This window comes from Cryobacterium sp. Hz9 (genome assembly GCF_004402825.1).
GTDB lineage: Bacteria > Actinomycetota > Actinomycetes > Actinomycetales > Microbacteriaceae > Cryobacterium > Cryobacterium gelidum.
The window spans coordinates 1-23,712 of record NZ_SOFC01000018.1 but is presented as its reverse complement, the minus strand read 5'-3'; the positions used below and the strand labels follow the sequence as shown (position 1 = coordinate 23,712).

General features: G+C 67.1%; 22 protein-coding genes. 11 read left to right on the top strand and 11 right to left on the bottom strand.

The window, feature by feature from the left end; translation table 11 throughout:
* Positions 1-3 precede the first annotated feature (3 nt).
* The 4 genes from E3N85_RS09045 to E3N85_RS09030 are packed head-to-tail and all read right to left on the bottom strand — an operon-like array spanning position 4 to position 4,478.
* Complete coding sequence (locus tag E3N85_RS09045; protein WP_241978405.1) at positions 4-1,056, bottom strand: hypothetical protein; 1,053 nt, start codon at positions 1,054-1,056, stop codon at positions 4-6.
* The gene (locus E3N85_RS09040; protein WP_134462400.1) at positions 1,053-2,426 is read right to left on the bottom strand and encodes a sensor histidine kinase; all 1,374 of its coding nucleotides are present in this window, start codon (positions 2,424-2,426) and stop codon (positions 1,053-1,055) included. Before E3N85_RS09040 ends, E3N85_RS09045 begins: the two co-directional genes overlap by 4 nt.
* Entirely contained in the window at positions 2,419-3,123 is a 705-nt protein-coding gene (locus tag E3N85_RS09035) for a response regulator transcription factor (protein WP_134462397.1), read from the bottom strand. The genes E3N85_RS09040 and E3N85_RS09035 overlap by 8 nt, the downstream gene beginning before the upstream one ends.
* Before the next feature lie 38 nt (positions 3,124-3,161).
* Positions 3,162-4,478 (bottom strand): class I SAM-dependent RNA methyltransferase, encoded by a 1,317-nt coding sequence (locus E3N85_RS09030; protein ID WP_134462394.1) that lies wholly within the window; start codon positions 4,476-4,478, stop codon positions 3,162-3,164.
* A gap of 83 nt (positions 4,479-4,561) precedes the next feature.
* On the opposite strand from E3N85_RS09030, the gene E3N85_RS09025 reads away from it, so the two are divergent.
* Together E3N85_RS09025 and E3N85_RS09020 are read left to right on the top strand one after the other, a co-directional pair.
* Positions 4,562-5,212 (top strand): nucleoside triphosphate pyrophosphatase, encoded by a 651-nt coding sequence (locus E3N85_RS09025; RefSeq protein ID WP_134462546.1) that lies wholly within the window; start codon positions 4,562-4,564, stop codon positions 5,210-5,212.
* Between the two features lie 84 nt (positions 5,213-5,296).
* Positions 5,297-7,069 carry a biotin carboxylase N-terminal domain-containing protein gene (locus E3N85_RS09020; RefSeq protein WP_134462391.1) on the top strand — a complete coding sequence of 591 codons (1,773 nt, stop codon included), beginning with the start codon at positions 5,297-5,299 and terminating at the stop codon, positions 7,067-7,069.
* A 103-nt stretch (positions 7,070-7,172) separates the two neighbouring features.
* Here E3N85_RS09020 and E3N85_RS09015 read toward each other — a convergent pair whose 3' ends face one another.
* Positions 7,173-8,609: an NAD(P)H-quinone dehydrogenase gene (locus E3N85_RS09015; protein ID WP_134462388.1), complete on the bottom strand. Its 1,437-nt coding sequence runs from the start codon at positions 8,607-8,609 to the stop codon at positions 7,173-7,175.
* 182 nt (positions 8,610-8,791) lie between these two features.
* Between E3N85_RS09015 and E3N85_RS09010 the strand changes: the two genes are divergently transcribed.
* Positions 8,792-9,625 carry a purine-nucleoside phosphorylase gene (locus E3N85_RS09010; RefSeq protein WP_134462385.1) on the top strand — a complete coding sequence of 278 codons (834 nt, stop codon included), beginning with the start codon at positions 8,792-8,794 and terminating at the stop codon, positions 9,623-9,625.
* Positions 9,622-11,724 (top strand): phospho-sugar mutase, encoded by a 2,103-nt coding sequence (locus E3N85_RS09005; RefSeq protein ID WP_241978404.1) that lies wholly within the window; start codon positions 9,622-9,624, stop codon positions 11,722-11,724. Before E3N85_RS09010 ends, E3N85_RS09005 begins: the two co-directional genes overlap by 4 nt.
* A 92-nt stretch (positions 11,725-11,816) precedes the next feature.
* Here the strand turns inward: E3N85_RS09005 and E3N85_RS09000 are convergent, their stop codons facing one another.
* Genes E3N85_RS09000 through E3N85_RS08990 form a run of 3 tightly spaced genes read right to left on the bottom strand, consistent with a single transcriptional unit; the run spans position 11,817 to position 13,693 of the window.
* Complete coding sequence (locus tag E3N85_RS09000) at positions 11,817-12,092, bottom strand: PTS sugar transporter subunit IIB (RefSeq protein WP_134462382.1); 276 nt, start codon at positions 12,090-12,092, stop codon at positions 11,817-11,819.
* Positions 12,092-12,538 carry a PTS sugar transporter subunit IIA gene (locus tag E3N85_RS08995; protein WP_134462379.1) on the bottom strand — a complete coding sequence of 149 codons (447 nt, stop codon included), beginning with the start codon at positions 12,536-12,538 and terminating at the stop codon, positions 12,092-12,094. Before E3N85_RS08995 ends, E3N85_RS09000 begins: the two co-directional genes overlap by 1 nt.
* 36 nt (positions 12,539-12,574) lie before the next feature.
* Positions 12,575-13,693, bottom strand: coding sequence for an adenosine deaminase (locus E3N85_RS08990; protein ID WP_134462376.1), 1,119 nt, complete (start codon positions 13,691-13,693; stop codon positions 12,575-12,577).
* 254 nt (positions 13,694-13,947) lie between these two features.
* Here E3N85_RS08990 and E3N85_RS08985 point away from each other — a divergent pair, with 254 nt between their 5' ends.
* Positions 13,948-14,916 carry an SDR family oxidoreductase gene (locus E3N85_RS08985; RefSeq protein ID WP_134462373.1) on the top strand — a complete coding sequence of 323 codons (969 nt, stop codon included), beginning with the start codon at positions 13,948-13,950 and terminating at the stop codon, positions 14,914-14,916.
* 1 nt (position 14,917) lies between these two features.
* Here the strand turns inward: E3N85_RS08985 and E3N85_RS08980 are convergent, their stop codons facing one another.
* Positions 14,918-15,757, bottom strand: a complete 840-nt coding sequence (locus tag E3N85_RS08980) for an alpha/beta fold hydrolase (protein ID WP_134462370.1) — start codon at positions 15,755-15,757, stop codon at positions 14,918-14,920.
* Positions 15,758-15,897: 140 nt separating this feature from the next.
* On the opposite strand from E3N85_RS08980, the gene E3N85_RS08975 reads away from it, so the two are divergent.
* The 3 genes from E3N85_RS08975 (at position 15,898) to E3N85_RS08965 (ending at position 19,389) form a co-directional block, all read left to right on the top strand.
* The gene (locus E3N85_RS08975; RefSeq protein WP_134462367.1) at positions 15,898-16,767 is read left to right on the top strand and encodes a DUF4349 domain-containing protein; all 870 of its coding nucleotides are present in this window, start codon (positions 15,898-15,900) and stop codon (positions 16,765-16,767) included.
* Between the two features lie 97 nt (positions 16,768-16,864).
* A complete protein-coding gene (locus E3N85_RS08970) occupies positions 16,865-18,046 on the top strand; it encodes an acyl-CoA dehydrogenase family protein (RefSeq protein ID WP_134462542.1) in 1,182 nt (393 codons plus the stop codon).
* On the top strand, positions 18,043-19,389 hold the full coding sequence (locus tag E3N85_RS08965) for a threonine/serine exporter ThrE family protein (protein WP_134462364.1): 1,347 nt from the start codon (positions 18,043-18,045) through the stop codon (positions 19,387-19,389). The genes E3N85_RS08970 and E3N85_RS08965 overlap by 4 nt, the downstream gene beginning before the upstream one ends.
* Before the next feature lie 96 nt (positions 19,390-19,485).
* Here the strand turns inward: E3N85_RS08965 and E3N85_RS08960 are convergent, their stop codons facing one another.
* Positions 19,486-19,731, bottom strand: a complete 246-nt coding sequence (locus tag E3N85_RS08960) for a hypothetical protein (protein ID WP_134462361.1) — start codon at positions 19,729-19,731, stop codon at positions 19,486-19,488.
* Between the two features lie 191 nt (positions 19,732-19,922).
* On the opposite strand from E3N85_RS08960, the gene E3N85_RS16970 reads away from it, so the two are divergent.
* The 3 genes from E3N85_RS16970 (at position 19,923) to E3N85_RS08950 (ending at position 22,479) form a co-directional block, all read left to right on the top strand.
* Positions 19,923-20,045 (top strand): hypothetical protein, encoded by a 123-nt coding sequence (locus E3N85_RS16970; RefSeq protein WP_255408738.1) that lies wholly within the window; start codon positions 19,923-19,925, stop codon positions 20,043-20,045.
* Positions 20,046-20,168: 123 nt separating this feature from the next.
* Positions 20,169-21,038 (top strand): metal-dependent hydrolase, encoded by an 870-nt coding sequence (locus E3N85_RS08955; RefSeq protein ID WP_134462358.1) that lies wholly within the window; start codon positions 20,169-20,171, stop codon positions 21,036-21,038.
* A 217-nt stretch (positions 21,039-21,255) separates the two neighbouring features.
* The gene (locus E3N85_RS08950) at positions 21,256-22,479 is read left to right on the top strand and encodes an acyl-CoA dehydrogenase family protein (protein WP_370289181.1); all 1,224 of its coding nucleotides are present in this window, start codon (positions 21,256-21,258) and stop codon (positions 22,477-22,479) included.
* A gap of 168 nt (positions 22,480-22,647) precedes the next feature.
* Here E3N85_RS08950 and E3N85_RS08945 read toward each other — a convergent pair.
* Positions 22,648-23,712 (bottom strand): acetyl-CoA C-acetyltransferase (locus E3N85_RS08945; RefSeq protein WP_134462355.1); only part of this gene is annotated, 1,065 nt, incomplete at its 5' end.

The following is a 23,712-nucleotide window of genomic DNA, read 5'->3' as shown; positions in this document are numbered from 1 at the left end:
CCGTCAGGCCGAGACGGCGGGCGCTACCTGCCGGGGGATTTCAATCCACAGGTCGACTTCTTCTTCGCCGGAGGAGTCGGGTCCGAGAGCACTCACCGCCGGGTCCGGGCTACTCAGGCCCACCACCGTGACCGCGATGGTCCCGCTGTCGGCCGACGTACGCGCAATGATCTTGTCTGCGCTGGTGCGGCCGATGGCGGTCGCGAGGGTGTTGAGCACAACCTCCAACTCGGAACCATCCAGGTCGTCGATCCCGCCTTCGTCGAGCAGGGTCACGCTCGCGCCTCGCCGTCGGGCAGTCATGACCTGCTCGCGCACCGCCGGGTTGAGTAGGCGCCGCCCCCGAATTTCATCACGGATGGCCGCTTCGAGCAGTCGGCATTCCTGACGTTCCGCCTCGCTGAGCTCCCCGTTGCTCTCGACGATGCGTCGAAGCATGGGCATGGCGAGGCGCATGGTCTGGGTCAGTCGCACCTGGCGCTCGTAGAGGTGCGCCTCCTGGGCGGCGTGCCATCCGCTAGCCTCACGTTCGGCCCGGGCATACTGGCGGGCATCCCGGCTCGCCTTCACGAGCGCACGCGACAGCAGCACGGCGGCCACCACCCAGACCACGCTGCCGATGACGCCCATCTGTGCCAGCGCGCCGACGCCAGCCCAGAGCACGCTGTGCACCACGAGCGCGCCCACGCCGATCAGCGCCAGCTGCGTGCGCTTGCGGGTGGCCGTGATGGTCATCAGTGTGCCGACGGCAGCGACGTACCAGGTGGCGTAGCCGAGGTAGCCGGCAGACGCGTCAAGCTGGCTGCCCACGATCAGCGGAATCGCAATGCAGACGGCCACGTTGAACAGGGCCAGCGGCAGCGACATGCGCATGGGGCTGTCTGGCCAGAGGCTCGCGGCGGTCGCCACGACGTACAGCCCCATGGCGACCAAGATCGGCACCGAGGAGGCCGGTTGGTTGATCGAATACAGGCCGAGGACCACGTGATAGCCGGAAAAGAAGGCCGCCACGATGAGGGCAAGGGCACGGGAAACAACCACGACGCCGGCCATCATCGACCGCCCATATCGCGCCCGGACAGCGTGTTCTCGACCTGGGCCGCCTCGTCCGCGTCACCGGGCCCATTGCGTCGCGGCCAGGTGAGGGTGATGACCGTGCCGTGGCCGGGGCTCGTGCGCAGTACGGCTATGCCGCCGGCGGTGGCAACCCGATCGTGGATCGAGACGCGCAGGCCGAGACGGGCGCTGGCGACGCTGGCGGGCTCGAAACCGCGACCGGTATCGCTGATTTCAATGGTGCATCCGCTCTGGTCATTGCCTCCCACCGTGAGCCGGCGCGATTTTGCCGGGCCGGCGTGCTGCACGCTGTTGACCATGGCCTGCACGCTGGCCGAGTAGAGCGCCTCGGCGGCGTACTCCGGAATGGTGAGGCCCTCCACGCACAGCTCGGTCACGGTGAACAATCCGGTCGCGGCCGCAGCGGTGCGTAGGCGTGCGGCGAGCGTGCTGAGCGCGGTTGAGGCATCGTCGATGCTGCGTTCTCCGCTGGCTTGCTGCAAGCGGGTGATCGCGCTGTGCGCCATCGCCGCGGCCAGCTCAGCGCCCCTGGCATTGCGCACCCCCGCAGCGGAGAGCAGCGTCGCGAGCACGCTGTCGTGCACGATGGAGTCGACCTCGACCCGCTCCACTTCGGTGGCGTGATGGCGCACCGCCACGGAATACTTGGAGAGGGCGTTGGACTGGGCGGTGTCGACCTTGGCCGTAGCCTCGCGCAGCACGTAGATGATGATGAGCACGACGCCGCCGAGCAACATGGCATAGCAGGTGTCGAGCACGGCGAGCAGATTTTCGGCCTCGCCACCGGACGGCAGCACGCGGATAAGTCCGAAGGCGACCGGGGTAACCACGGTGTAGGCGGCGGCCCAGACGAGGGGCAGTGCGATGGCCGCGCACGAGGTGGCGACGGTGCAGAGGTACCAGAGCCACGGCTTGCTCGCGAACACCACGGTGGGATCGATCATGAGCACCGGCCAGAGGAGGAGCGCGACGAGGTAGATGCCGCTCACCGCGGCCGCGGAACTGCGAACGCCGCGCCGGATGACCGTGCTGACCACGAACACGAGAAGAGACAGGGCGAGCAGGCCCGCACCGACGATGGCCGCTTCCGTTTTGCGGCTCGGCAGCTGTTCGAGCATGACCGGCAGGGTCTGCACAGCGAAGATCACCGCGACTCCAGCAATCGATCGGGACAGCACAGTCTCGATCTGGGCGTGGCTGATCGGGTTGCGCGGCTGCCGGCCGCGGCCGAAGAGGCTGTTCTCGCCCCGGGGACCATCCGTCCCGATGAGCGCAGACGGCCCGGTGGCGGTGGCGACCAGGGCGCCTCGGCTGCTGCGGTCGCCCAGGCGGACGGCCCGTTTAGACACCGCGGTCAGCTTCCGTGGCGTCGAGCCCCGGCAGGATTCCGTCTTCGACGGCGCGACGCAGCAGATCGACCTTGGTCGGCGCGGGGCGCCCGACCTCCACATATTTCACCCGAATGCGGTCGAGGTATTCGCGGGCGGTCGAGTGCGCGATGCCGAGCTGCATGGCGACCATCTTGAGCGGCAGTCCCGAGGCGTACAGGTGCAACACGTCGCGCTCGCGGCGGCCGAGCTGCGCCTTGGCGAAGTCCCGGTCGGCGTCGATGGCGGTGGCCCACTCGAGGTTGTTGAGCACGTCACCGCGGGCGACGGACGCGACGGCAGCCATGACCGTGGTGGTCGGCGAGGACTTGGGAATCACTCCGGCGGCTCCGGCGGCGAGCGCTTCGCGCACCGAGGCGACGCGGTCGGCGATGCTGTGCACGAGCACAGCCGAGCCGGTGGACGCTGCGAGATGCACGTTGTCGGTGACGCGCGACCCGTCACCGAGCGACAGGTCGAGCACGATCACGTCGCACTGGCGGCCGGCGAGGCCGTCGACGAGAGCCTGCGCGGTTGCCGCCGCGAAGAGCACCTCGTAACCGGCGTTCTCGCAGGCGGCCTGTAACCCCAGTCGCACTGACTCGTGATCGTCGACGATTCCCACGCGAACGGGATTCTCGGGTGCGGAGGGGAGGGGATCAGTTGCTGCGTGGCTCACTCGGGGCTGTCCTTCGGCTTGTCTGATCTCAACGATAGCTATTTACACAGCAAAGCGACGGCTTCGACGTGATGAGTATTAGGAAACAGGTCAAAGGCGCGCAGTGTGCGCAGCTGGTATCCCTGTTTCTGGAACAGCGCGACGTCGCGGGCCAGGGCGACCGGGTCGCAGGCCACGTAGACGATTTGTTGCGGAGCGAGGGCGACCAGCTGGTCAACGACGACCTTGCCCGCTCCGGAGCGCGGCGGGTCGAGTACGACGGTGGCAGCGGTGAGCCGGGCACGCTCCGCAGCATCCGCTTCTCGCAGCAGGCGCTGCAGAAAGCGGTCGACGCGGTCGGCCTCGGCGGTGGCGCCGGCCCATTCCTTGAGGTTGCGGGCAGCGAAAGCCACCGCCTCGGGGTCGCTTTCTACCGAGGTGATGCGGGTCGACTGGCCGAACTTGTCGCCGACGGCCGCGGCGAGCAGGCCGACACCGCCGTAGAGGTCGAGGTTGGAGGCGCGCGGGTCGAACATGGCGGGATCGATGATGTTCTGCACCGCGTGGTACAGGGTGTCGGCGGCCATCGAGTGCACCTGCCAGAAGCCCGACCGGTCCAGTTCGAACTCGCGGTCGGCGACGATCTCGTGAATGAGACCGTGCGGCACCTTCTTGGGCTTGCCGTTGGCATCTTTGGCCGAGACGAGCACCTGCACGTCGCCCTTGCTCGGCGCGACCAGGTCGACTTTCGCCGCGTTGTGAAAGAGCGTGTCGAGCGGGGCGCGCAGTTCGAGCTCGTGCTCGGCGAGCGGCAGGTCATCGATGGGAATCACCCGATGACTGCGCGCGGCGTACGGGCCGATGGTTCCGTCGGCTGCCACGTGCAGGCTCACCCTGGTGCGCCATCCGGTGCCGTCCATCGCATCGCCGGGGCTGGCTTTCGGGCTGACCGCGACCGGCTCAACCACAACGGATGTGTCCAGACCGGCCATGCGCTGCAGCGCGTCGGCGAGAACCTGACGCTTGAGTTCGCGCTGAAAACTGAGTTCGATGTGGCCGAACTCGGCGCCGCCGGCGCGGTCTTCCGGTGCGCGATCAACGGATGCCGCGCTCCAGATGTGCGGCTGCCGTTCGCCGGCGGCGTCGATGACGGCGACCGTTTCCGCGCGCCAGAAGCTTTTGTGATTGGCCTCGGTGAGGCGGGCTCGCACCCGTTCGCCGGGCAGGGTATCACTGACGAAAATCACGCGACCTTCGTGGCGGGCGACGAAGATTCCGCCGTGCGCGACGTTGGTGATGTCCAGCTCGAGCTCGTCACCGACGCTCGCAGACGGGGTCGGGTCGGGGGCCTGGGGCTGGGAACTCGTGTTGCTCATCTCTTGATGATCCCACACCGCTTCGCGACTGCCCGTTCTGGCCTGCTTGAATGGATGCTCCCCTCCCGTTTACGAAGGAAAGCATGCGCCTCTACTTGGCCTCCACGTCTCCCGCCCGACTCGCCCTGCTGCGGGCGGCCGGCATCGAACCGGTGCTGATCGACCCCGCCGTCGACGAGGCGCGGGTCGTCGCCGAGACCGAAGCGTCGCGCGGCGATGCGTTGGAGCCGCGCGTTCTCGTGGAGTTGCTGGCGCGCGCGAAGGCGGAGGCGGCGGCATCCGCTCTACTGACGGAGCCGCTAAACGGGCTGCTGCTGGGCGGCGACTCGGTGTTCGTGCTCGATGGCGTCATTTACGGCAAACCGCACACGGCCCAGACTGCGCGGGAGCGGTGGGAGCGCCAGCGCGGGCGCACCGGCACACTGTATTCCGGCCACTGGCTGATCGAGGTCGAGGAGGGCGTACCCGGCCGGGCGATCGGCGCGGTCGCTGAGGCCGAGGTGACCTTTGCCGACGATCTCGACGACGCTGAGCTCGACGCCTATGTCGCCACCGGTGAACCCCTGTACGTGGCGGGTGCGTTCACGATCGACAGCCTGGGCGCTCCCTTTATCACGAGCATTGTCGGCGATCCGTCGACCGTCGTTGGTTTGTCGCTGCCGACGCTGCGGCGCCTGGTGCGCGGGCTGGGACACGAGTGGCCCACCCTGTGGAATCGCCCGGGAGCGCTGTAATTGTAGGCATCCGCAATATTCTGCCGGGCCTTTTGTGGGACAGAACCAAAAGGGAGAGGACGGTGGGCAATAGGCTAAGTGACTGTGTCACTCATAACGAAGGTCCTCATCGCCAACCGAGGCGAGATCGCCGTTCGGGTCATCCGTGCCGCGAAGGACAGTGGAATTCTCTCTGTTGCCGTCTACGCCGACCAGGACCGCGATTCCCTGCACGCCCGTCTCGCTGACGAGGCGTACGGACTCGACGGCACCAGCGGCGGAGAAACCTACCTCGTCATCGACAAGATTCTCTCGATTGCCCGGCGGTGCGGCGCGGATGCCGTGCACCCCGGCTATGGCTTTCTCGCCGAGAACGCGGACTTCGCCCGCGCCGTGATCGGCGCCGGACTCACCTGGATCGGGCCGTCACCCGAGGCGATCGAGCAACTCGGCGATAAGGTCTCCGCGCGGCATATCGCCGAAAAGGTCAACGCTCCGATGGCGCCCGGCACCCTCAACCCCTGCATTGACGCGGCCGAGGTGCTCGCCTTCGTCGATGTGCACGGCCTGCCCGTGGCGATCAAGGCCGCCTTCGGTGGCGGCGGACGTGGCCTCAAGGTTGCCCGTACCCGTGACGAGGTTGCCGAGATGTTCGACTCCGCCACCCGCGAGGCCATCACCGCCTTCGGCCGCGGCGAATGCTTCGTCGAGAAGTACCTCGATTCCCCCCGCCACGTTGAGACCCAGTGCCTTGCCGACATGTACGGCAACGTCGTCGTCGTGTCGACGCGCGACTGCTCGCTGCAGCGCCGGCACCAGAAGCTCGTCGAGGAGGCGCCCGCGCCGTTCCTGACCGAAGCCCAGACGACGGAAATGTACCGGGCGTCCAAGGCCATTTTGAAGGAGGTCGGCTATCTCGGGGCCGGCACTTGCGAGTTTCTCATCGGCCAAGACGGGACGGTGTCGTTCCTCGAGGTCAATACCCGCCTGCAGGTTGAGCACACCGTCTCCGAAGAGGTCACCGGCATCGACCTGGTACGCGAACAGTTCCGCCTCGCCGAGGGTGGCGAGCTGACCTATGGCGACCCGGTCGCATCCGCTCACTCCTTTGAATTTCGCATCAACGGCGAGGATGCCGGCCGCGGCTTCCTGCCAGCACCCGGCCCGGTGCACGTGTTCAAACCCTCGGGGGGCCCCGGCGTGCGCGTCGACACCGGCGTGCAGTCCGGCGATGTGATCAGCGGATCGTTCGACTCGCTCATCGCCAAGCTCATCGTCACCGGCGCGACCCGTGAAGAGGCCCTCGAGCGCTCACGTCGAGCACTCGACGAGTTCGAGGTGGCCGGCTTGCCAACCGTGCTGCCCTTTCACCGGAAGGTCGTGCGGGATCCCGCGTTCGCGCCGACCGACGGCAAGCCGTTCACCGTCTTCACCCGTTGGATCGAAACCGAGTTCGACAACGACATCGAACCGTGGACCGGCAGCATGGAAGACACCACGGGGCCGCAGAAAAGGCACAGCATCGTCGTTGAGGTGGAGGGACGCCGCATCGAGGTGACCCTGCCCACCCGGCTGCTGCCCGGCGGCGCGAGCGCCCGTTCGGTCGGTCCAGCGCCGCGGCGCCGCGGCGGCCTGACGGCCGTCGACACGGCCACCGGAGACGCCATCAAGGCGCCGATGCAGGCGACCATTGTGAAGCTGCTCGTTGCCGCGGGCGACACGGTCATCAAGGGCGACCTGCTGCTCGTTCTCGAGGCCATGAAGATGGAGCAGCCGCTCGTCGCCCACCGTGACGGCACCGTCGGTAACGTCAGTGCCGTCGTCGGCGAGACGGTCTCCTCCGGCTCGGTGCTACTGACGGTCTCCGACGCCGTCTAGGCCCACGACACCCGGTAGGTGACCTGCCGTCGGGGCGGGTTTTCCGCACTGCCTGAGCGAGCAGCGGATGACCCGTTCGCGCGGCCCACCCCGACAACTTCTTCTACAGCACGACGTGCATCGCCCGGGCCGCATCGGTAATCGATCCGGTGAGCGAGGGGTAGACCGGGAACGTGCGCGCGACCTCGTCGACGGTGAGCCGATGCTCCACCGCGAGCGCGAGCGGAAAAATGAGCTCGCTGGCTTTCGGGGCCACGATGACGCCGCCGATAACCGTGCCACTGCCGGTGCGGGCGAACAGCTTGACGAAGCCGTCCTTGATCCCCATCATCTTGGCCCGCGGGTTCGACGAGAGCGGAAGCTTGTAGATCTCACCCTGGGCGAGTCCGTCTTCGATCTGCTTCTGGGTATAGCCGACGGTCGCGATTTCGGGCTGGGTGAAGATGTTCGCGGCCACGTTACGGATCTCGATCGGATTGACGGTGTCGCCCATCGCGTGGAACACCGCGGTGCGACCCATCATCGACGCCACCGATGCCAGCGGGATCTCGGTCGTGCAGTCCCCGGCCGCATAAATGTTTGGAATCGAGGTGCGGGCAACCCGGTTGACCTGGATATGCCCGGAGTCGGTGACCTGGACACCGGCCTGTTCAAGGCCGATGTTGGCGGTGTTGGGAATGGAGCCGACGGCGATGAGGCAGTGGCTGCCCTCGACCGTGCGGCCGTCTTCGAGGACGGCGACGACGCCGGTTGTGGTGCGTTCGACCGAGGAGGCCCGCGACTTGGAGAGCACGGTCATGCCGTTGCGCTTGAAGACGTTCTCGATCACGTTGGCGGCGTCGGCGTCTTCACCGGGCAGAACCTGGTCGCGGCTGGAGATGAGGGTGACCTCCGCGCCCAGGGCGCGGTAGGCCGAGGCGAACTCGGCACCGGTGACACCGGAGCCGACCACGATGAGGTGTTCCGGAATAGCCTTGAGGTTGTAGAGCTGGGTCCAGGTGAGAATGCGTTCACCGTCGGGCATCGCAGAGGCCAGCACGCGCGGGCTCGCTCCCACCGAGACAACGAGGGTGTCGGCGTCGATGCGGTCGAAGTCGGTGGCGGTCGCGTCACCCGAGGTGGCGACGATGATGCCGGAGGTGCCGTCGAGACGTCCGTGGCCCTGCACGTAGCGCACGCCGGCCCGAATGAGCGTCGCCTTCATATCTTCGGACTGCTGGCGGGCGAGGGCAAGCAGGCGTTTGTTCACGGCGGCCAGGTTGATGGCCACTTCCGGGCGCAGCGGTTTTCCGGTGTCGCCGCGCACGAAGAACTGCACACCCAGATCGGTGGCTTCTCCGATCGAGTTCGCGGCCTCGGCCGTCGCGATGAGGGATTTGGAGGGGACGACATCCGTTATCACCGCGGAACCGCCGACACCGACGCTCTCGATGAGAGTGACATCGGCACCCTGTTGTGCTCCAGCGATGGCCGCTTCGTATCCACCGGGCCCACCGCCTAAAACTACAATGCGCTGCTTGCGTTCGAACTCATAGGCCATGTACTCCATTCTCTCAACCCACGCAGCCCCCGCCAAACCGCGCAAGCGGCCGGGCAGACCAGTCTGTCCTTCGAAAAAGACGAAATCGAGCCGAATGGCCATCAGGGCGGCCGCTCGGCGCGCCGATGAGCAGAATTCGCACAGAATCTCCGTGCCGTTGGCGGGGGTTCTAGAGTAGTGAAATGTTCACGAACGAGATCAACCCGTTAGACCTGCCCGAAACAGATCCGTTTGAGGCTGCACGGTCGGCCGCCGCGGAGATCGCCGGCATCACGGGAGTACCCCGGCACGACATTGCTCTCACACTCGGCAGCGGCTGGGCCAAGGCCGCCGACCTGATCGGCGAGACGACGCACACCGTGTCCGCCGCGGACATCACCGGGTTCAGCGCTCCCGCACTGGCCGGCCACGCGGGTACGCTGCGCTCGATTTTGTTGCCCGGCGGTAAGCGCGCGCTCGTGATCGGCGCCCGCACGCATTACTACGAGGGCCACGGCGTGCGCCGGGTCGTGCACAGTGTGCGCACGGCGGCGGCGGCCGGAGCGACGACGATGATCCTGACCAACGGGGCCGGCGGAATCCGTGAGTCCTGGAAGCCGGGCACCCCCGTGCTGATCAGCGACCACATCAACCTGACCTTTGATTCCCCGCTTGAGGGCGCGACCTTCGTCGACCTGACCGACTTGTACTCGAAGCGGCTGCGCGATCTCGCGCGCGGAATCGACCCGACCCTCGACGAGGGTGTGTACTGCCAGTTTCGCGGGCCGCACTATGAGACGCCGGCCGAGGTGCAGATGGCCAAGGCCATCGGCGGCCACATCGTGGGCATGTCGACCGCGCTCGAGGCCATCGCCGCCCGGCAGGCCGGCATGGAGGTTCTGGGCCTCTCGCTCATCACCAACCTCGCCGCCGGCATCCAGACCACACCGCTCAGTCACGGCGAGGTCATCGAGGCCGGCACGCTGGCCGAACCGGTGATCAGCGCGCTCCTCGCGCGGATCGTGGCTGCCCTGTGACCGGCAGCGACCGTCACGACGAGAGCGACGAGCGGCCCGAAAAACGCACCGGTGGTCGTCATTCCGGCCCACCAGCGGATGACGCCTTGCCGGCCACCCCGAATATCGCGCACGACGTCACCGACGCCGATGCGGCCGACGAGATCCGCACTCCCACCCGCGCCCTGCCGATCGTGCCGGACAGCGACGACGCCGGCTCCGAGCCGACGGTTGCCAGGGAGAACAGGGAGACCATCGTGCAGAACAACGACGACGACCTCGACGAAGCGACGATGGCCATTCAAACGATCACGCCCGACGGCAACGCGGATGGTGTTGTGGATGATGACGTCGTCGACCTTGCTACCGCGCCGGTCGCGCAGGAGACCCCGAAGACCTCGGACACTGCGACCGACCGTACCGCGGCGCTGCTGCAGGCCGCGCGGGCCTGGCTGAATCAGGATCCCGACCCGGAGACGCAAGCGCAGCTGCGCGCACTCATCAACGCCGTCGACGACGGCGACACCGTGGCCCTCTCCAACCTGCACTCACGGTTCGACACCCGGCTCGCCTTCGGCACAGCCGGGCTGCGCGGCGAAATCGCTGCCGGACCGAACCGGATGAACCGCGTGCTGGTCTCGCAGACTGCGGCCGGCCTGGCCACCTACCTGCGGCGTCATGCCGCGCCGGGCGTGACGCCGTCGGTGGTCATCGGCTACGACGGACGCAAGAACTCGCAGATCTTTGCGACGGACACGGCGGCGCTCATGGCCGGCGCCGGGGTGCGCGCCATCCTCCTGCCGCGTCTGCTTCCCACGCCGGTACTTGCCTTCGCGGTGCGACACCTTGACGCGAGCTGCGGCGTGATGGTGACGGCCTCGCACAACCCGCCCAACGACAACGGATACAAGGTCTATCTGGGCGGCGCGAATAACGGCGCCCAGATCGTCTCCCCCGACGATAAGGCCATCTCGGACGAGATTCTGCGTGTGGCTGCCGACGAGCACGTGCCGCACCTGCCGCGTGGCAGTTACGAAACAGCCGACGAAGACGTCGTGCAGGCCTACATCATTCAGACCGCGGGCCTCGCCCACACACCGCGTGCGCAGGTGAATGCGGTGTACACCGCCATGCACGGCGTCGGCTGGGACACCACCCGCCGGGTGCTCGAAAAGGCCGGATTCGACCTGCCGACCCTCGTCGACGCGCAGATCGCCCCGGACGCCGCCTTCCCCACCGTGGCATTTCCGAACCCGGAAGAACCCGGCGCGATGGATCTCGCCTACGAGACCGCGCGCGAGGTGAGCGCCGAGCTCATCATCGCCAATGATCCGGATGCCGACCGCCTCGCCGTCGCCATCCCCGACCTGTCCAGCGCGAGCGGATACCGCCGCCTCAGCGGCAACGAGGTCGGCGCCATCCTCGGCTGGCGCGCCGCCGCGCTGGCCGCATCGCCCGACGGCGACACCGACGGCGGCCGCGCGGAGAACACCGGCACGCTCGCCTGCTCGATCGTGTCGTCGCCGGCGCTGCACGCGGTAGCGGATGCCTACGGCCTGCGTTTCGTAGAAACCCTCACCGGGTTCAAATGGGTGTCCCGGGTGCCGGACCTCATCTACGGCTTCGAAGAGGCCCTCGGCTACCTGGTCAACCCGGACACCGTGCGCGACAAGGACGGCATCTCGGCCGCCGTCGTGCTGCTCTCGCTCGTGAGCGACCTCAAGTCGGAGGGGAAGACCCTCGCCGGCTATCTCGACCTGTTCAGTGAGAAGTTCGGACACTTCGCGTCGGGGCAGATCTCGGTGCGGGTGAGTGAACTGTCGACCATTGCGCTGGTCATGACTCGGCTGCGGGAGTCCCCGCCGACGCACGTGGGCCGCATTCGGGTTGACGAGATCGATGACTTTCGGTGGGGGTTTGGTGACCTGCCCCCGAGTGACGTCTTGCGCATCCGCCTGACCGACGGATCACGTGTGATGGTGCGCCCGAGCGGAACCGAACCCAAGCTCAAGGTGTACATCGACACCCGCTGCACGGTCGGTACCCTGGTGGAGCGTCGTTCAGCCGCGCAGGCCGCCCTCGACGAACTCGACCGTGGCATGCGCGCCCTGATCGCGTAGGGGCTGGCCGTCCCCTGCGCGGACCGGTGAGTTGGCGCGACTCTGGAGCGCGCTTCCGCACGGGCGGGCGGGCCCACGGCCCGGCGACGCGGTTAGGATCCGAGCGAGATCTCAAGTTTGGCGACGAGTTCGTCGAGGTCGAAGTAGTTGTTGATGACGATGACGTCGGCATTGGTCTTGCCGATCGCGTCGACGAGCTCCGACGACGTCAGAATGACCTGGGCGTCGGCCGCGGCGGCACGCACGCCGGCGACATCCGTGGCCTGCACGCTCGCCTGGATGTCGAGGCGTTCCAGGGCGCGCTCGGCGTTGACCTTGAGGATGGCCGAGGTACCCAGGCCGACGCCGCACATCACGACGATCTTCATCAGGCGGTCTGTCCGAACACGCTCTGCACGAACTCGGCGGTGGTCGCGCCGACCAGGGCTGGAATCACCGCGGGGTCGTTGAACACGTTGGCGAGTTCGGCGACGAACTGCAGGTGGTCGTCTGCGCCGGCCACGGCCAGGCCGACGATCACGCTGACCGGGTCGTTGTGTGGGTGCCCGAAGGCGACCGGCTCGGCGAGGGTGACCACGCAGAGGCCGTCGGCGAGGACATCCGCTCCGGGGCGGGCATGGGCCAGCGCCAGTCCGGGCGCGATGACGATGTAGGCGCCAAATTCGCGAATCACCGCGATCATGCGTTCGGTGTACGCGGAGGTCGCAGCACCGGAGCGCACGAGGGCGTCACCGGCGGCCGAAATGGCGGTCGGCCAGTCGTCGACGTGCGCGCCGATTGTGATGGCGTCAAGCGGGAGGTGCGGGAGTGGCATGATCACTTTCGGATAAGTGGGGTCGTGCTGGTGAGATCAGGCCTCGCCAAAGCCCGCTTCGATGGCCTCGACGAGTTCTTCGCGGTCTTCCAGCGGCAGGAACGCAGCGTGGGCCGCGTTGAGCTGGAAGGTCTCGAGGTCGCCGAGGTCGTAGCCGAAGGCGTCGGAGAGCAGGGCGAGTTCCTGGGTGAGGGTCGTGTCGCTCATCAGACGATTGTCGGTGTTGACTGTGACCTTGAACCCGAGCTGGTAGAGCAGGTCGAACGGGTGGTCGAAGAGTTCCTCGCCCCAGGCGGCGACCGCTCCGGTCTGCAGGTTCGAGGAGGGGCTCAGTTCGAGCGTGATCTCGCGGTCACGCACCCACTGGGCCACCGGGCCCAGGGTGACGAAGGTGTTGTCGTCGTCCTGGCGTTCGATGGTGACGTCTTCAGCCAGACGTACACCGTGGCCGAGGCGCAGCGCGCGGCCGTCGAACAGGGCGCCGCGGATACTGTCGAGGCCGTCCGCCTCGCCGGCATGCACGGTGACCGGCATGAATTCGCGCGCCAGCAGGTCGAAGGCGGCGCTGTGATTGCCGGCAGGGAAGCCGGCCTCAGCGCCGGCGATGTCGAAGCCGACGACACCGTCGAAACGGTAACGCACGGCGAGTTCGGCGATTTCGAGGCCGCGGTTCGCATGGCGCATGGCGGTGATGAGCTGGCCGATGCGGATGCTGCGGCCCGACTGCTCGACGTTCTCGATGCCCGCTTCGATGCCGTCCTGCACGGCCTCGACGACCTCGTTGAGGGTGAGGCCGCGGGCCAGATGCTGCTCGGGAGCCCAACGAATCTCGCCGTAGATGACGCCGTCGTCGGCGAGGTCCTCGACGAATTCGCGGGCGACCCGGCTGAGGCCCTCGCGGGTTTGCATAACAGCGGTGGTGACGTCAAAGGTCTTGAGGTATTCCACGAGCGAGCCGGCATTGGACTGGTCGGAAAACCATTCACCGAGCGCGTCGGCATCCGTTGTGGGCAGCCCGAACCCGATGGCATCGGCTAGTTCGATGATGGACTGCGGGCGCAGGCCGCCGTCCAGATGGTCGTGCAGCGACACCTTGGGCAGGGTGTTTATGCTCGTGCCGCCGCCAGGCATAAGGAATTCCTCGATTAAAGTCATACGAACAAGCTCCTCGATGCCGGTAGCGGGTGTGAACTACAACCGCCCGCCCAGCATATCGGAGCCGCTCTGAACGGACCGTGAGAAACCCGGCAAACGTCTGGCTGCACCGCCCGGACACGGTCGCCCCTGTGATCGACCCGCTGGCGAGGGCGCCACACCACAACCGTGAATCCGCCCCGGACCGCGGGACGCCGCGTGACTTCCCCAAGCCGACCGGGTTGGATGGAGCACCACGACAAACCGGGAGCCCCATGCCGAAGACCACCCGAGCCAGAACCAACAGACCGCTCCCCGACATCCAGATTCCCGACCTGCACGGCAAGGTCGCCGTCGTCACCGGGGCCAACAGCGGCCTCGGATTCGGTCTCACCGGGCGCCTCGCGCGGGCGGGCGCCGAGGTCATTCTCGCCGTGCGCAACGAGGAGAAGGGCGCCGAGGCCGTGGCGCGCATTCGCGAGCAGACCCCGGAGTCGACCCTCACCATCCGTCATCTCGATCTGGCCTCGCTCTCCAGCGTCACCGATTTCAGCGACGAGCTCGTGCGCGAGGCGCGCCCGATCGACATTCTGCTCAACAACGCCGGACTCATGATGCCGCCGGTTCGCGACGAAACCGAAGACGGGTTTGAGCTGCAATTCGGCACCAACCACCTCGGCCATTTCGCGCTCACCGCCCACCTCCTACCGCTGCTGCGCGCAGCCGGAACGAGCCGGGTCGTGAGCCTCTCGAGCCTGATCGCCCGCACCGGGCGCCTCGACTTCGACGATCTGCAAGGCCTGCGCTACCGGGCGCACCGCGCCTACGGACTCTCCAAACTCGCCACGCTCATGTTCGCTCGGGAACTCAACCGGCGCAGCATCGCCGGCGCTTGGGGCGTGCGCAGCGTCGCCGCACACCCGGGCGCGACCGTCACCAACCTGCAGATCACCGGCCCCACACACAAAGGCGCGTCGGCCCGGGTTTTTCTCGCCGCTAACGCGGCCTCGCACCGTATCGGCTGGATCTGGCAGCAGATCGACCAGGGCATCCTGCCGGCCCTCTACGCGGCCACGAGCCCGGCGGCGGCCGGCGGCGGCTATTACGGACCCGGCGGATTCGGCGAACTCACCGGCGCCCCCGCTCCCGCCAAGTTGCCGCCGCGATCGCTCGATGAAGCGGATGGCCGCCGCCTCTGGTCGATCTCGGAGGAACTCACGAACATGACGTACCCGACCGGGTAGATCAGCTGTCGATGACCTTCACGAGCACGCGGGCCAGCCGTTTGCGAATGATGTGGTCGTTGGCCTCGACGCGGTGCATGGTGACGTGGCGCATCCGCTCGATAATGGTCATGCTGCCCTGCGCGATGAACGCGTCGAGCGCTCCGTAGATCACGTCGACCGGCACCGTGAGGCTCGCAATGTCGCTCACCACGGTCTGCGATTCAATGCAGTGCTCCATCGACCTGATGAACGGCGTCCAGGTCTTCTCGGTCAGTTCGAAGATGCCCTTGGGCAGCAGGCGCGACAGGATCGCGGCGTTGGCGAGCGTGAATTCCTTGTTCGCGCGCAGAAAGTCGCAGGCGCGCAGGTATGCGCTGACCCGCGCCTTGACCCGCGGATCGCCGATGTCGCCCGGTGAGACGTAGACCGGCGGACCGACCAAGACCATGCGCGACACCGCGCCGCGCCCGGCCAGACGCCGCCAGAATGTCGCGACGAGGCCCTGTCGCTCCATCGCCGCGTAGCGCGTGCTGATCAGGCTGCCAAGCGAGTGGCCGACGAGCACAAACGGCTCGCGCAACTTCAGAGAGCGGATGGTCGCGGCCAAGGCCCCGACGTGATCCTCCAGCCGGTATTCGCATCCGTCCGGTGCCGGCGACTGCCCGAACCCGAGAATGTCGACCGCGATCACCCGGTGGTGCGGAGTCAGCAGCGGGATGACCGCGTAAAAGGTGACCGACGACGACGCGATACCGTGCACCAGAATCACGACCGGGCCGGTGCCGGAATCCGTTGCGATATGCAACAGCGGCGGGCGCGACCGACGCGCCTTGCGCATCCGCTCCATCCACCAGGTCATACGTAATTATCGTCTGCTGCACCGGATCGGCGGGGTGAACCGTCGACCCGCACTGTGCGGTCAGCCATCGAGTCTCAATTGTGATCCGACTCCCAGACTGCCTCCAGACAGTGGCCGCATGCGCGCCGGTACGGTGAGTCATGAGACGAACTTGGGGTGTGACCGCGGTTCTGCTGACGGCTGTGCTGACGGCTGTGCTGTTGGCCGGGTGCACGGGTTCCAGCGACTCGGTGAGCACCGATTCGTCGGGGAGCAGCTCCGGCGGCGTCGTTCCGGCCGAGGGCGACCGCGTTGCCGAGGACCGCGTCACCGGCACCACCAGCGACGTGAACACCGCGAACCGCGACGTCGTCACCACCGGATCCCTCTCGATCACGGCCACCGACCCGGTCGCGGCGAGCGAGTCGGCCGTCACGATCACCGAACAAGCCGGCGGACGGGTGGACAGTCGCAGCGAGAACCCGGCCACCGGGATTCAACCGGCGAGCGCGAATCTCTCCCTGCGCATTCCCTCTGACGAACTCGACCGCACCCTCGCCGAGTTGAAGACGCTCGGCCGGCTCAACTTCGTCACGCTCACCGCGCAGGACGTCACCCAGCAAAGCCAGGACCTCGACGCCCGGATCACCGCGCTGACAACCTCGGTCGACCGACTGCTCGCGTTGATGGCCTCAGCCACGAGCACGACCGACCTGATCAGCATCGAAAGTGCGCTGTCGAGTCGGCAGGGTGAGCGTGAAAGTCTGCAGTCCCAGCGCGACCTCCTTGCCGACCAGATCGACTACTCGACCGTGCAGCTGGAGCTGGTCGCGGAGGGCACCGTCGCGCCGGGCGGCCCCGATAACTTCTGGAGTGGAATCGTCACCGGCTGGACCGCGCTCGTGACCGCGCTCGGCGGCGTGCTGGTTGCCCTCGGCGTGGCGCTGCCCTGGCTAGTCGTGCTGGCGATTTTGGGAGCAATTGTGTCTCTGATCGTTCGGGTGTTCGCGCGCCGGCGCAAGGCTGCATAGGCTTGTCCACGTGACCGAGTTTTCCCCTGCCCCAGCCCTGCCCGAAACGCTTCCGGCGGCGTCCGTTCTTGTACCCAGAGGCGACGAAAAGGCGGCGGTGAGAACACCGGCACAGACCGACCATCTCCTGCCGGCGGAGCTGCTGGCGGGCATCCGCTCGCGGGCCGCCGGGTACGACCAGGCCAACACTTTCTTCACCGACGACCTCGACGAGCTCGTCGCGGCCGGTTACCTGCGCTCCCTCGTGCCCGCAGAATTCGGCGGGCTCGGCCGCACCCTGCAGCAGACCGCGCGCGCGCAGACGCGGCTCGCCGCGCACGCCCCGGCCACCGCCCTCGCCGTGAACATGCACCTCATCTGGACCGGCGTCGCCGCGAGCCTGCACGCTCAGGGCGACCACTCGCTCGATTTTCTGCTCGAGGAAGCCGGCCGCGGCGAAATCTTCGGCTTCGGCGTGAGCGAACCCGGCAACGACCTCGTTCTGTTCGGTTCAACCACGGATGCCCGACCCCAGCCCGGCGGCGGCTACCGGTTCACCGGCACCAAGGTTTTCACCTCCCTCTCCCCCGTCTGGACCAGGCTCGGCACCCTCGGTCTGGACTGCTCGGACCCGACCGCACCCTTGATCGTCTGGGCTTTTCTCGACCGAGCGGATGCCGGCATCCGCTCGAAAGATGACTGGGACACCCTCGGCATGCGTGCCAGCCAGAGCCAGAGCACCCTGCTCGACGGTGCGCTGGCGGGCCCCGATCGGGTCGTGCGGCGGCTGCCGGTTGGCCCGAACGGCGACCCGCTGGTGGCCGGCATCTTCGCCAACTTTGAAATTCTGCTCAGTGCCGTCTATACCGGAATCGGCCAGCGCGCGCTCGAACTCGCGGCCCTGGCGGCGCATCAGCGCACGTCACGCAAGAACGACGGGCGCACGCACGCACAGGATCCGGTGGCACGCTGGCGCGTGGGCGACCTCGTCATCGCGATGGACGGCATCTACCCGCAGATCGACGCCCTCGCGCGCGCGGTCGACGAGCAGACCTGGGAAGTCGGGCCCGCCTGGTTCGCCCAGCTGTCCGGGCTCAAGTATCGGGCCATCCAGAACGCCAAGTTTGTCGTCGACACCGCCGTGCAGGTCGTCGGCGGCTCCGCCTACACCGCAAGCTCCGAACTGGCGCGGCTCTACCGCGACGTGCTCGCGGGCTTCTTCCACCCCTCCGACGCGGACTCCGCGCACGCAACCGCCGCAGCATCCGTTTTGGGACCCCTCGATGTGCGCACCTCATGAGTTTTAGCAAAACCACCGCCATCTCCCTCGACCACGCCGGCTACACCCGGGCGGTGCTCGACCTCACCATGCGCCTCGCCGAGGTGATCTTCACCGCCGGCGCCGGCGCCGAAGATGCGACCGCCGCCATGATCGCGCTGACCCGCGCGTATGGGCTCAAGGGCACCGACGCGAATATCACGCACACGACCATCACGCTGACGCAGGAAGATGCGTTTACACACGAGTCGATCATCCGCAGCCGCAACGTGAAGTACCGCACTCTCGACTATTCCAAGCTCACCGCGACGTCGGAGCTCATCGCCGACATCATCGAGAAGCCGATCGAGGTCGCCGAAGCCCGAAAAATTCTGGCGACGATCGTGAGCTCGAAGCCGCAGGTGCCCAAGCAGTGGCGCCGCATCGGCTGGAGCCTGGTCGGAACGGGCGCCGCCGTGCTCATCGGCGCCGGACCCACCGTGATCATCGCCGCGTTCATCGCCACCTGGATCATCGACTGGATCACCTCGGTGCTGGACCACCGCCAGGTTCCGCTGTTCTATCAGACCGTCGTCGGGGGCGCGATCGGCCCGATCGTCGCCGCGATCGTCGGGCTGATCGACCCCACGGCGAATCCCTCGCTCGTGGTCGTCGCGACCATCATCATGCTCCTGGCCGGCGTGACCACGTTCGGCGCCGTGCATGACACACTCTCGGGGTTTTACCTCACCGGCACCGCCCGAATGGTGGAGGCCCTGCTCATCACTGCCGGTCTGGTCACCGGGGTGTCCGGCTCCGCGCTCTTTTTGGCCCGGTTCGGGCTGCTGCTTGAAATCGATTCGAACCCGATTGTGACGCTGGGCGTTCTGCCGGTGCTGCTCGTGGCAGCGATTGTGATCGTGATCGGCTTTGCGCTCGCCGTGCAGGTGCCGTGGCGCGCGGTCTGGGTGGTCTGCGTGCTCGGTGCCCTCGCCGAATTTCTGTTCGTCGCGGCCTTGGCCGGCGGATTCGGACTGGTGTGGGCCTCGGCGGCGAGCGCCCTCGGCGTCGGGCTGCTGGCCGCAGTCACCGCCCGCATCGTGCGCACCCCGCCGCTGGTCATCATGGTCACGGCTCTCGTGCCGCTGGTGCCGGGACTCACCCTGTTCCGTGGGCTGCTCATGCTCTCGGAGGGCGACATCAACGGGTTGCTCTCCCTGCTCACAGCGGCGGGTATCGCGATGGCCCTGGCGGCCGGTGCCCTGCTGTCACAGTACGTCGTTCAGATCGTGTGGGGACCGGCCCGCCGGCTGCAGCGACGCTTCGTCGGCCCGCTCATGGCTCTGCCGGTGCGGCTCGGCCGGGATTCCACCAAGCGCATCTAACAGCCCTGGCCAGGGCCCTCGGTACGGACCCCGATACGGACCTCGGTACGGTGGCGAACGGACGCCGCCGCGACGTACCGAGGTCAATGCGACCGGTCAGTTGGGAACGTCGGCCTCGCCGTCGACTTCGGCCACGTCTTCTTCGACGAAGCGGTACGGGATGGGCTCTTCGGTCTCGCGACCGCGCTTGTAGGTGCGGCTGATGGTCTCGGTGTCTTCGACCGCCTCGAGCACGATCACGTCCTGGTAGGCACCGTCGGTATATTCCAGCTCTACCTCTGTTCCGGCGGCAATCGGGTTCGGACCAAAGAGTACTGCCCGGTAGGTGGCGCTGTGGCTCATGACGGTGACCTTTCGACGAGGTAGGGGTTCAGTGCAGCGACAGCATACGACACACCGGCTGTCATGCACAGGGCGACTCGTGCCGTGTTCTGCAGTTCAGCTCCCCGGTCGGGGACGGAGATGCCGTTTGCACTAAACCCGCGTATTCTCAAGGTGACGGGGCCCTACGGCTCGGCGCAAAGGAGTACATAATGGCTGACAAATCACCGAAAAAGGATGCAACCAAGAAGGTTGCCGACAAGTCCCTCAAGGAAAAGAGGGCCGACAAGAAGGCCAAGTCTGAAGAGACCGCTTCTCGGGCCCGCAAGAGCTAGGTTCTGCATCTTCTCGGTACTGATTCAGTACCATGCACTGGAGCAGCAAGCACGTGAGGTGCCGCCACGATCGTGGCGGCACCTTTTTTCTCGCCACAGAACATCCGTTTGAAAGGACCAGCCATGACCCTGCCCACCGACGACACCCGCGTGCTCTACCCGAGCGGCGCCGTCGACACCCAGGCGATCGTGGTGCACTCCGAGCCGCTGCGCGACGGACGCTTCGCCGTGCTGCTCGACGTGACCTGCGTGCATCCGGTCGATGCGGGCTGGCCCGACCAGGGCCCCGATCTGGCCCTGCTGCACCACGGCGCCGCGTTCTGGCCGGTCGAGGATTGCATCGTGGGAGCCACCGATGGGTCGGCGCTGTACATCGGCGACGACATTCCGGTGGCCAAGGGAACGCCCGGCTGGGCCTTCGTCGTGGTGCACGTGGTCGATGCGGCAGGACTCTCCGCCGGCGACACGGTCACCGTCGAGGTCGACGAAAGCCTGCGCGATGCCACGAGCGCCGGGCACACCAGCTGCCACCTGGCCGCGCTCGCCCTCAACGGCGCCCTTGCCGACCGCTGGAAGAAAGAGATACGGCCCGACGCCCTCGGCCACCCCGACTTCGACGCTCTCGCCATCCACGAGTCGCTGATCGGCCAGAACGCCTCCGTCGACACCTACCGTCTCGGCAAGTCGCTGCGTAAGAAGGGCTTCTCCGTCGAGGGCTTCGCCCAGGCGATCGAGTCAATCACCGCGACCGTCAACGCAACCCTCTTCGAATGGACAACAGGGGATGCCGCGGTGCGGATCGAGCGCGACGGCGACCGGCTCACCGATCGCCGTTACTGGGTCTGCGAACTGCCGGGAGCGAGCGTAGGTATCCCGTGCGGCGGCACCCACGTTGAATCGCTCGGCACGCTCGGCGTCGTGACCGTAGCCCTCGCCCTGCATGACCTGGACGGAACCGACGTGCTCACCATGAACACGTCCGCCACGCGTTAGCCCCGCACCCGCCTGCGCTCACTCTCCGACCCGCCTTCGCCGAGTTGAGGCCTGACGTTACCTCGGCAGATAGCGCGAACCCATTTGTGCATTGAGAGCAATCTGGGAGGTAACCCTTACCCCACGACCCGCACTATGCACGATTTTATTGCAAGAGATTGCGCAATTCCACGCATTGGCGCAGAATTCAGGGGTACCAGGTCAGAGAGGACCAGCCATGAGCATTGTCGTTGACAGCACGCAAACCGGCAGCACCGATATGGACGCACCGAGCCCCGAATTCTTCACCGGGCCCACGGCCGACTTCCTCTCCTACCAGGACCTCCTCACTCCCGAGGAGCAGCAGTTACTCACCAACGCTCGCACGGTGTTCGAGCGCGACGTGCGCCCCATCATCGCCGAACACTGGAACAACGCCACGTTTCCGTTCGAGGTCATCCCCGCTCTCGCCGCCCTCAACCTCGTTGACCTGTGCGCGCGCGGCAATAACTACCTGCTGCACGGGTTTATGACCCTCGAACTTTCCCGAGTGGATGCCTCCATCTCCACCTTCGTCGGCGTGCACAGCGGCTTGTTCGCGGCGGCCATTGCGCAGCTCGGCACCGACGATCAGCGTGAACGCTACCTGGCCGATGCCCTCTCCCTGCGCAAAATCGGCGCTTTCGCGCTCACCGAGCCAAACCACGGCTCCGATGTCTCGCGCAACATGGAGACGACGGCCACCCGCACCGGCTCCTCGTGGACCCTGAACGGCGTCAAACGGTGGATCGGCAGCGGAACCTTCGCCGCCAACGTACTCATCTGGGCGCGCGACACCGCCGACGACCAGATTAAGGGCTTCATCGTCAGTGCGGCCCTGGCTGGGTTCACCGCCGAGGCGATCGAGAACAAGATCGCCCTGCGCATCGTGCAGAACGCCACGATCACCCTCGACAACGTCGTGGTCGCCGAGCGCGATCGCCTGCCCGGCGCCACGAGCTTTCGCGACACGAACCGTCTGCTCACGAATTCGAGGGTCTGGGTCGGTTGGCAGAGCGTTGGGCTGCAGTTCGCCGCTTACGACTACGCGTTGCGCTACGCGCTCGAACGCCGGCAGTTCGGCAAGCCGATCGCGTCGTTTCAACTGGTGCAGGAGAAGCTCGTGCGCATCCTGGAGAACGCGACCACCTCGCTGGGCCTGATGGTGCGCATCGCCCAGTTGCAGCAGGCCGGCACGCTGCGGCCTGAGCACGCCGCGATGGCGAAAGCCTCCTGCAGCGCCCGCATGCGGGAGTCCGTGGCGCTCGGCCGCTCGGTGCTCGGCGGCAACGGCATCTCCACAGACTACGGAATGGCCCGCGTCTTCGCCGACGCCGAAGCGCTCTATACCTATGAGGGCAGCTACGAGGTCAACACCCTCGTGGTCGGCCGGGCCATCACCGGCATCTCCGCGTTTCAATAGCGTTCGTCCTCGGCCATCCGCTCGCCGAGCCGTGCGTCTGGGTACCCGTTCTTCGCCGAGCCGTGAGATTCAGGTTATTCTTCGCGATTTTCGGGCCGAGAGTCTCGGGTCGGTAGTGCAAACTCTCGGGATGGGGAGAAGCTGGCACCGCCCTCGCGACGGATGCTGTTATGCGCGCTCGAAGACCGCTGCGAGACCCTGCCCGCCGCCGATACACATGGTTTCGAGCAGGTACCGGCCGTTGGTGCGCTGCAGGTGGCGGCTGGCGGTGGCGAGGATGCGAGCGCCCGTCGCGCCAACCGGGTGACCGAGCGAGATCCCGGAGCCGTTGACGTTGGTGCGGGCCCAGTCTTCCGGGGTGAAGTTCCACTCCCGGGAGACGGCGAGCACCTGCGCGGCGAAGGCCTCGTTGAGTTCGATCAGGTCCATGTCGGCGAGGGTGAGCCCGGCGCGTTCGAGCGCGAGTTTCGTGGCGGGCACCGGGCCGAGGCCCATGCGCGAGGGTCCGACGCCGGCGCGGGCCCATGCCGCGAGGCGCACCAGCGGCACCAGGCCGAGCGCGGCGGCCCGCTCCGGGGTAGTCACGATGCACGCGGCGGCCGCGTCGTTTTGCCCACTGGCGTTTCCGGCGGTGACGGTGGCTGCGGCATCCGATCTTCCCATGATCGGCTTCAGGCCGGCGAGGGCCTCGAGCGTCGTTTCGCGGGGGGTCTCGTCGGCGGAGACGACCACGGGGCCCTTGCGTCCCGGCACGGTGACCGGCACGATCTCGTCGAGGAAGCGGCCGTCGGCGACGGCGACGAGGGCGCGGCGCTGTGATCGGGCGGCGAGCTCGTCTTGCTCGACCCGGTCGAGGGAATAGTCGCGGCGCAGGTTCTCGGCGGTTTCGAGCATGCCGCCTGGCACCGGATAGTTGCGGCCGCCGGCCGTTTCGCGGCCTCGGCCGAGGGCGTCGCGCAGCAGCACGCCGGCGGTTCCGGCCAAGCCCCAACGGGAATCGACGGTGTACAGCGGAGCCTGGCTCATCACATCGACGCCGCCAGCGATCAGCAGGTCGCTCACGCCGGTCTGTACCTGCATGGCGGCGTCGAGAACAGCCTGCAGACCACTGCCGCAGCGCCGGTCGACCTGCAGACCGCCGACCGTGACGGGCAGGCCAGCATTCAACGCAGCGACGCGGGCTACCGGCGCGGCCTCGGCTGAGGGGTACGCCTGACCGAAAATGACGTCGTC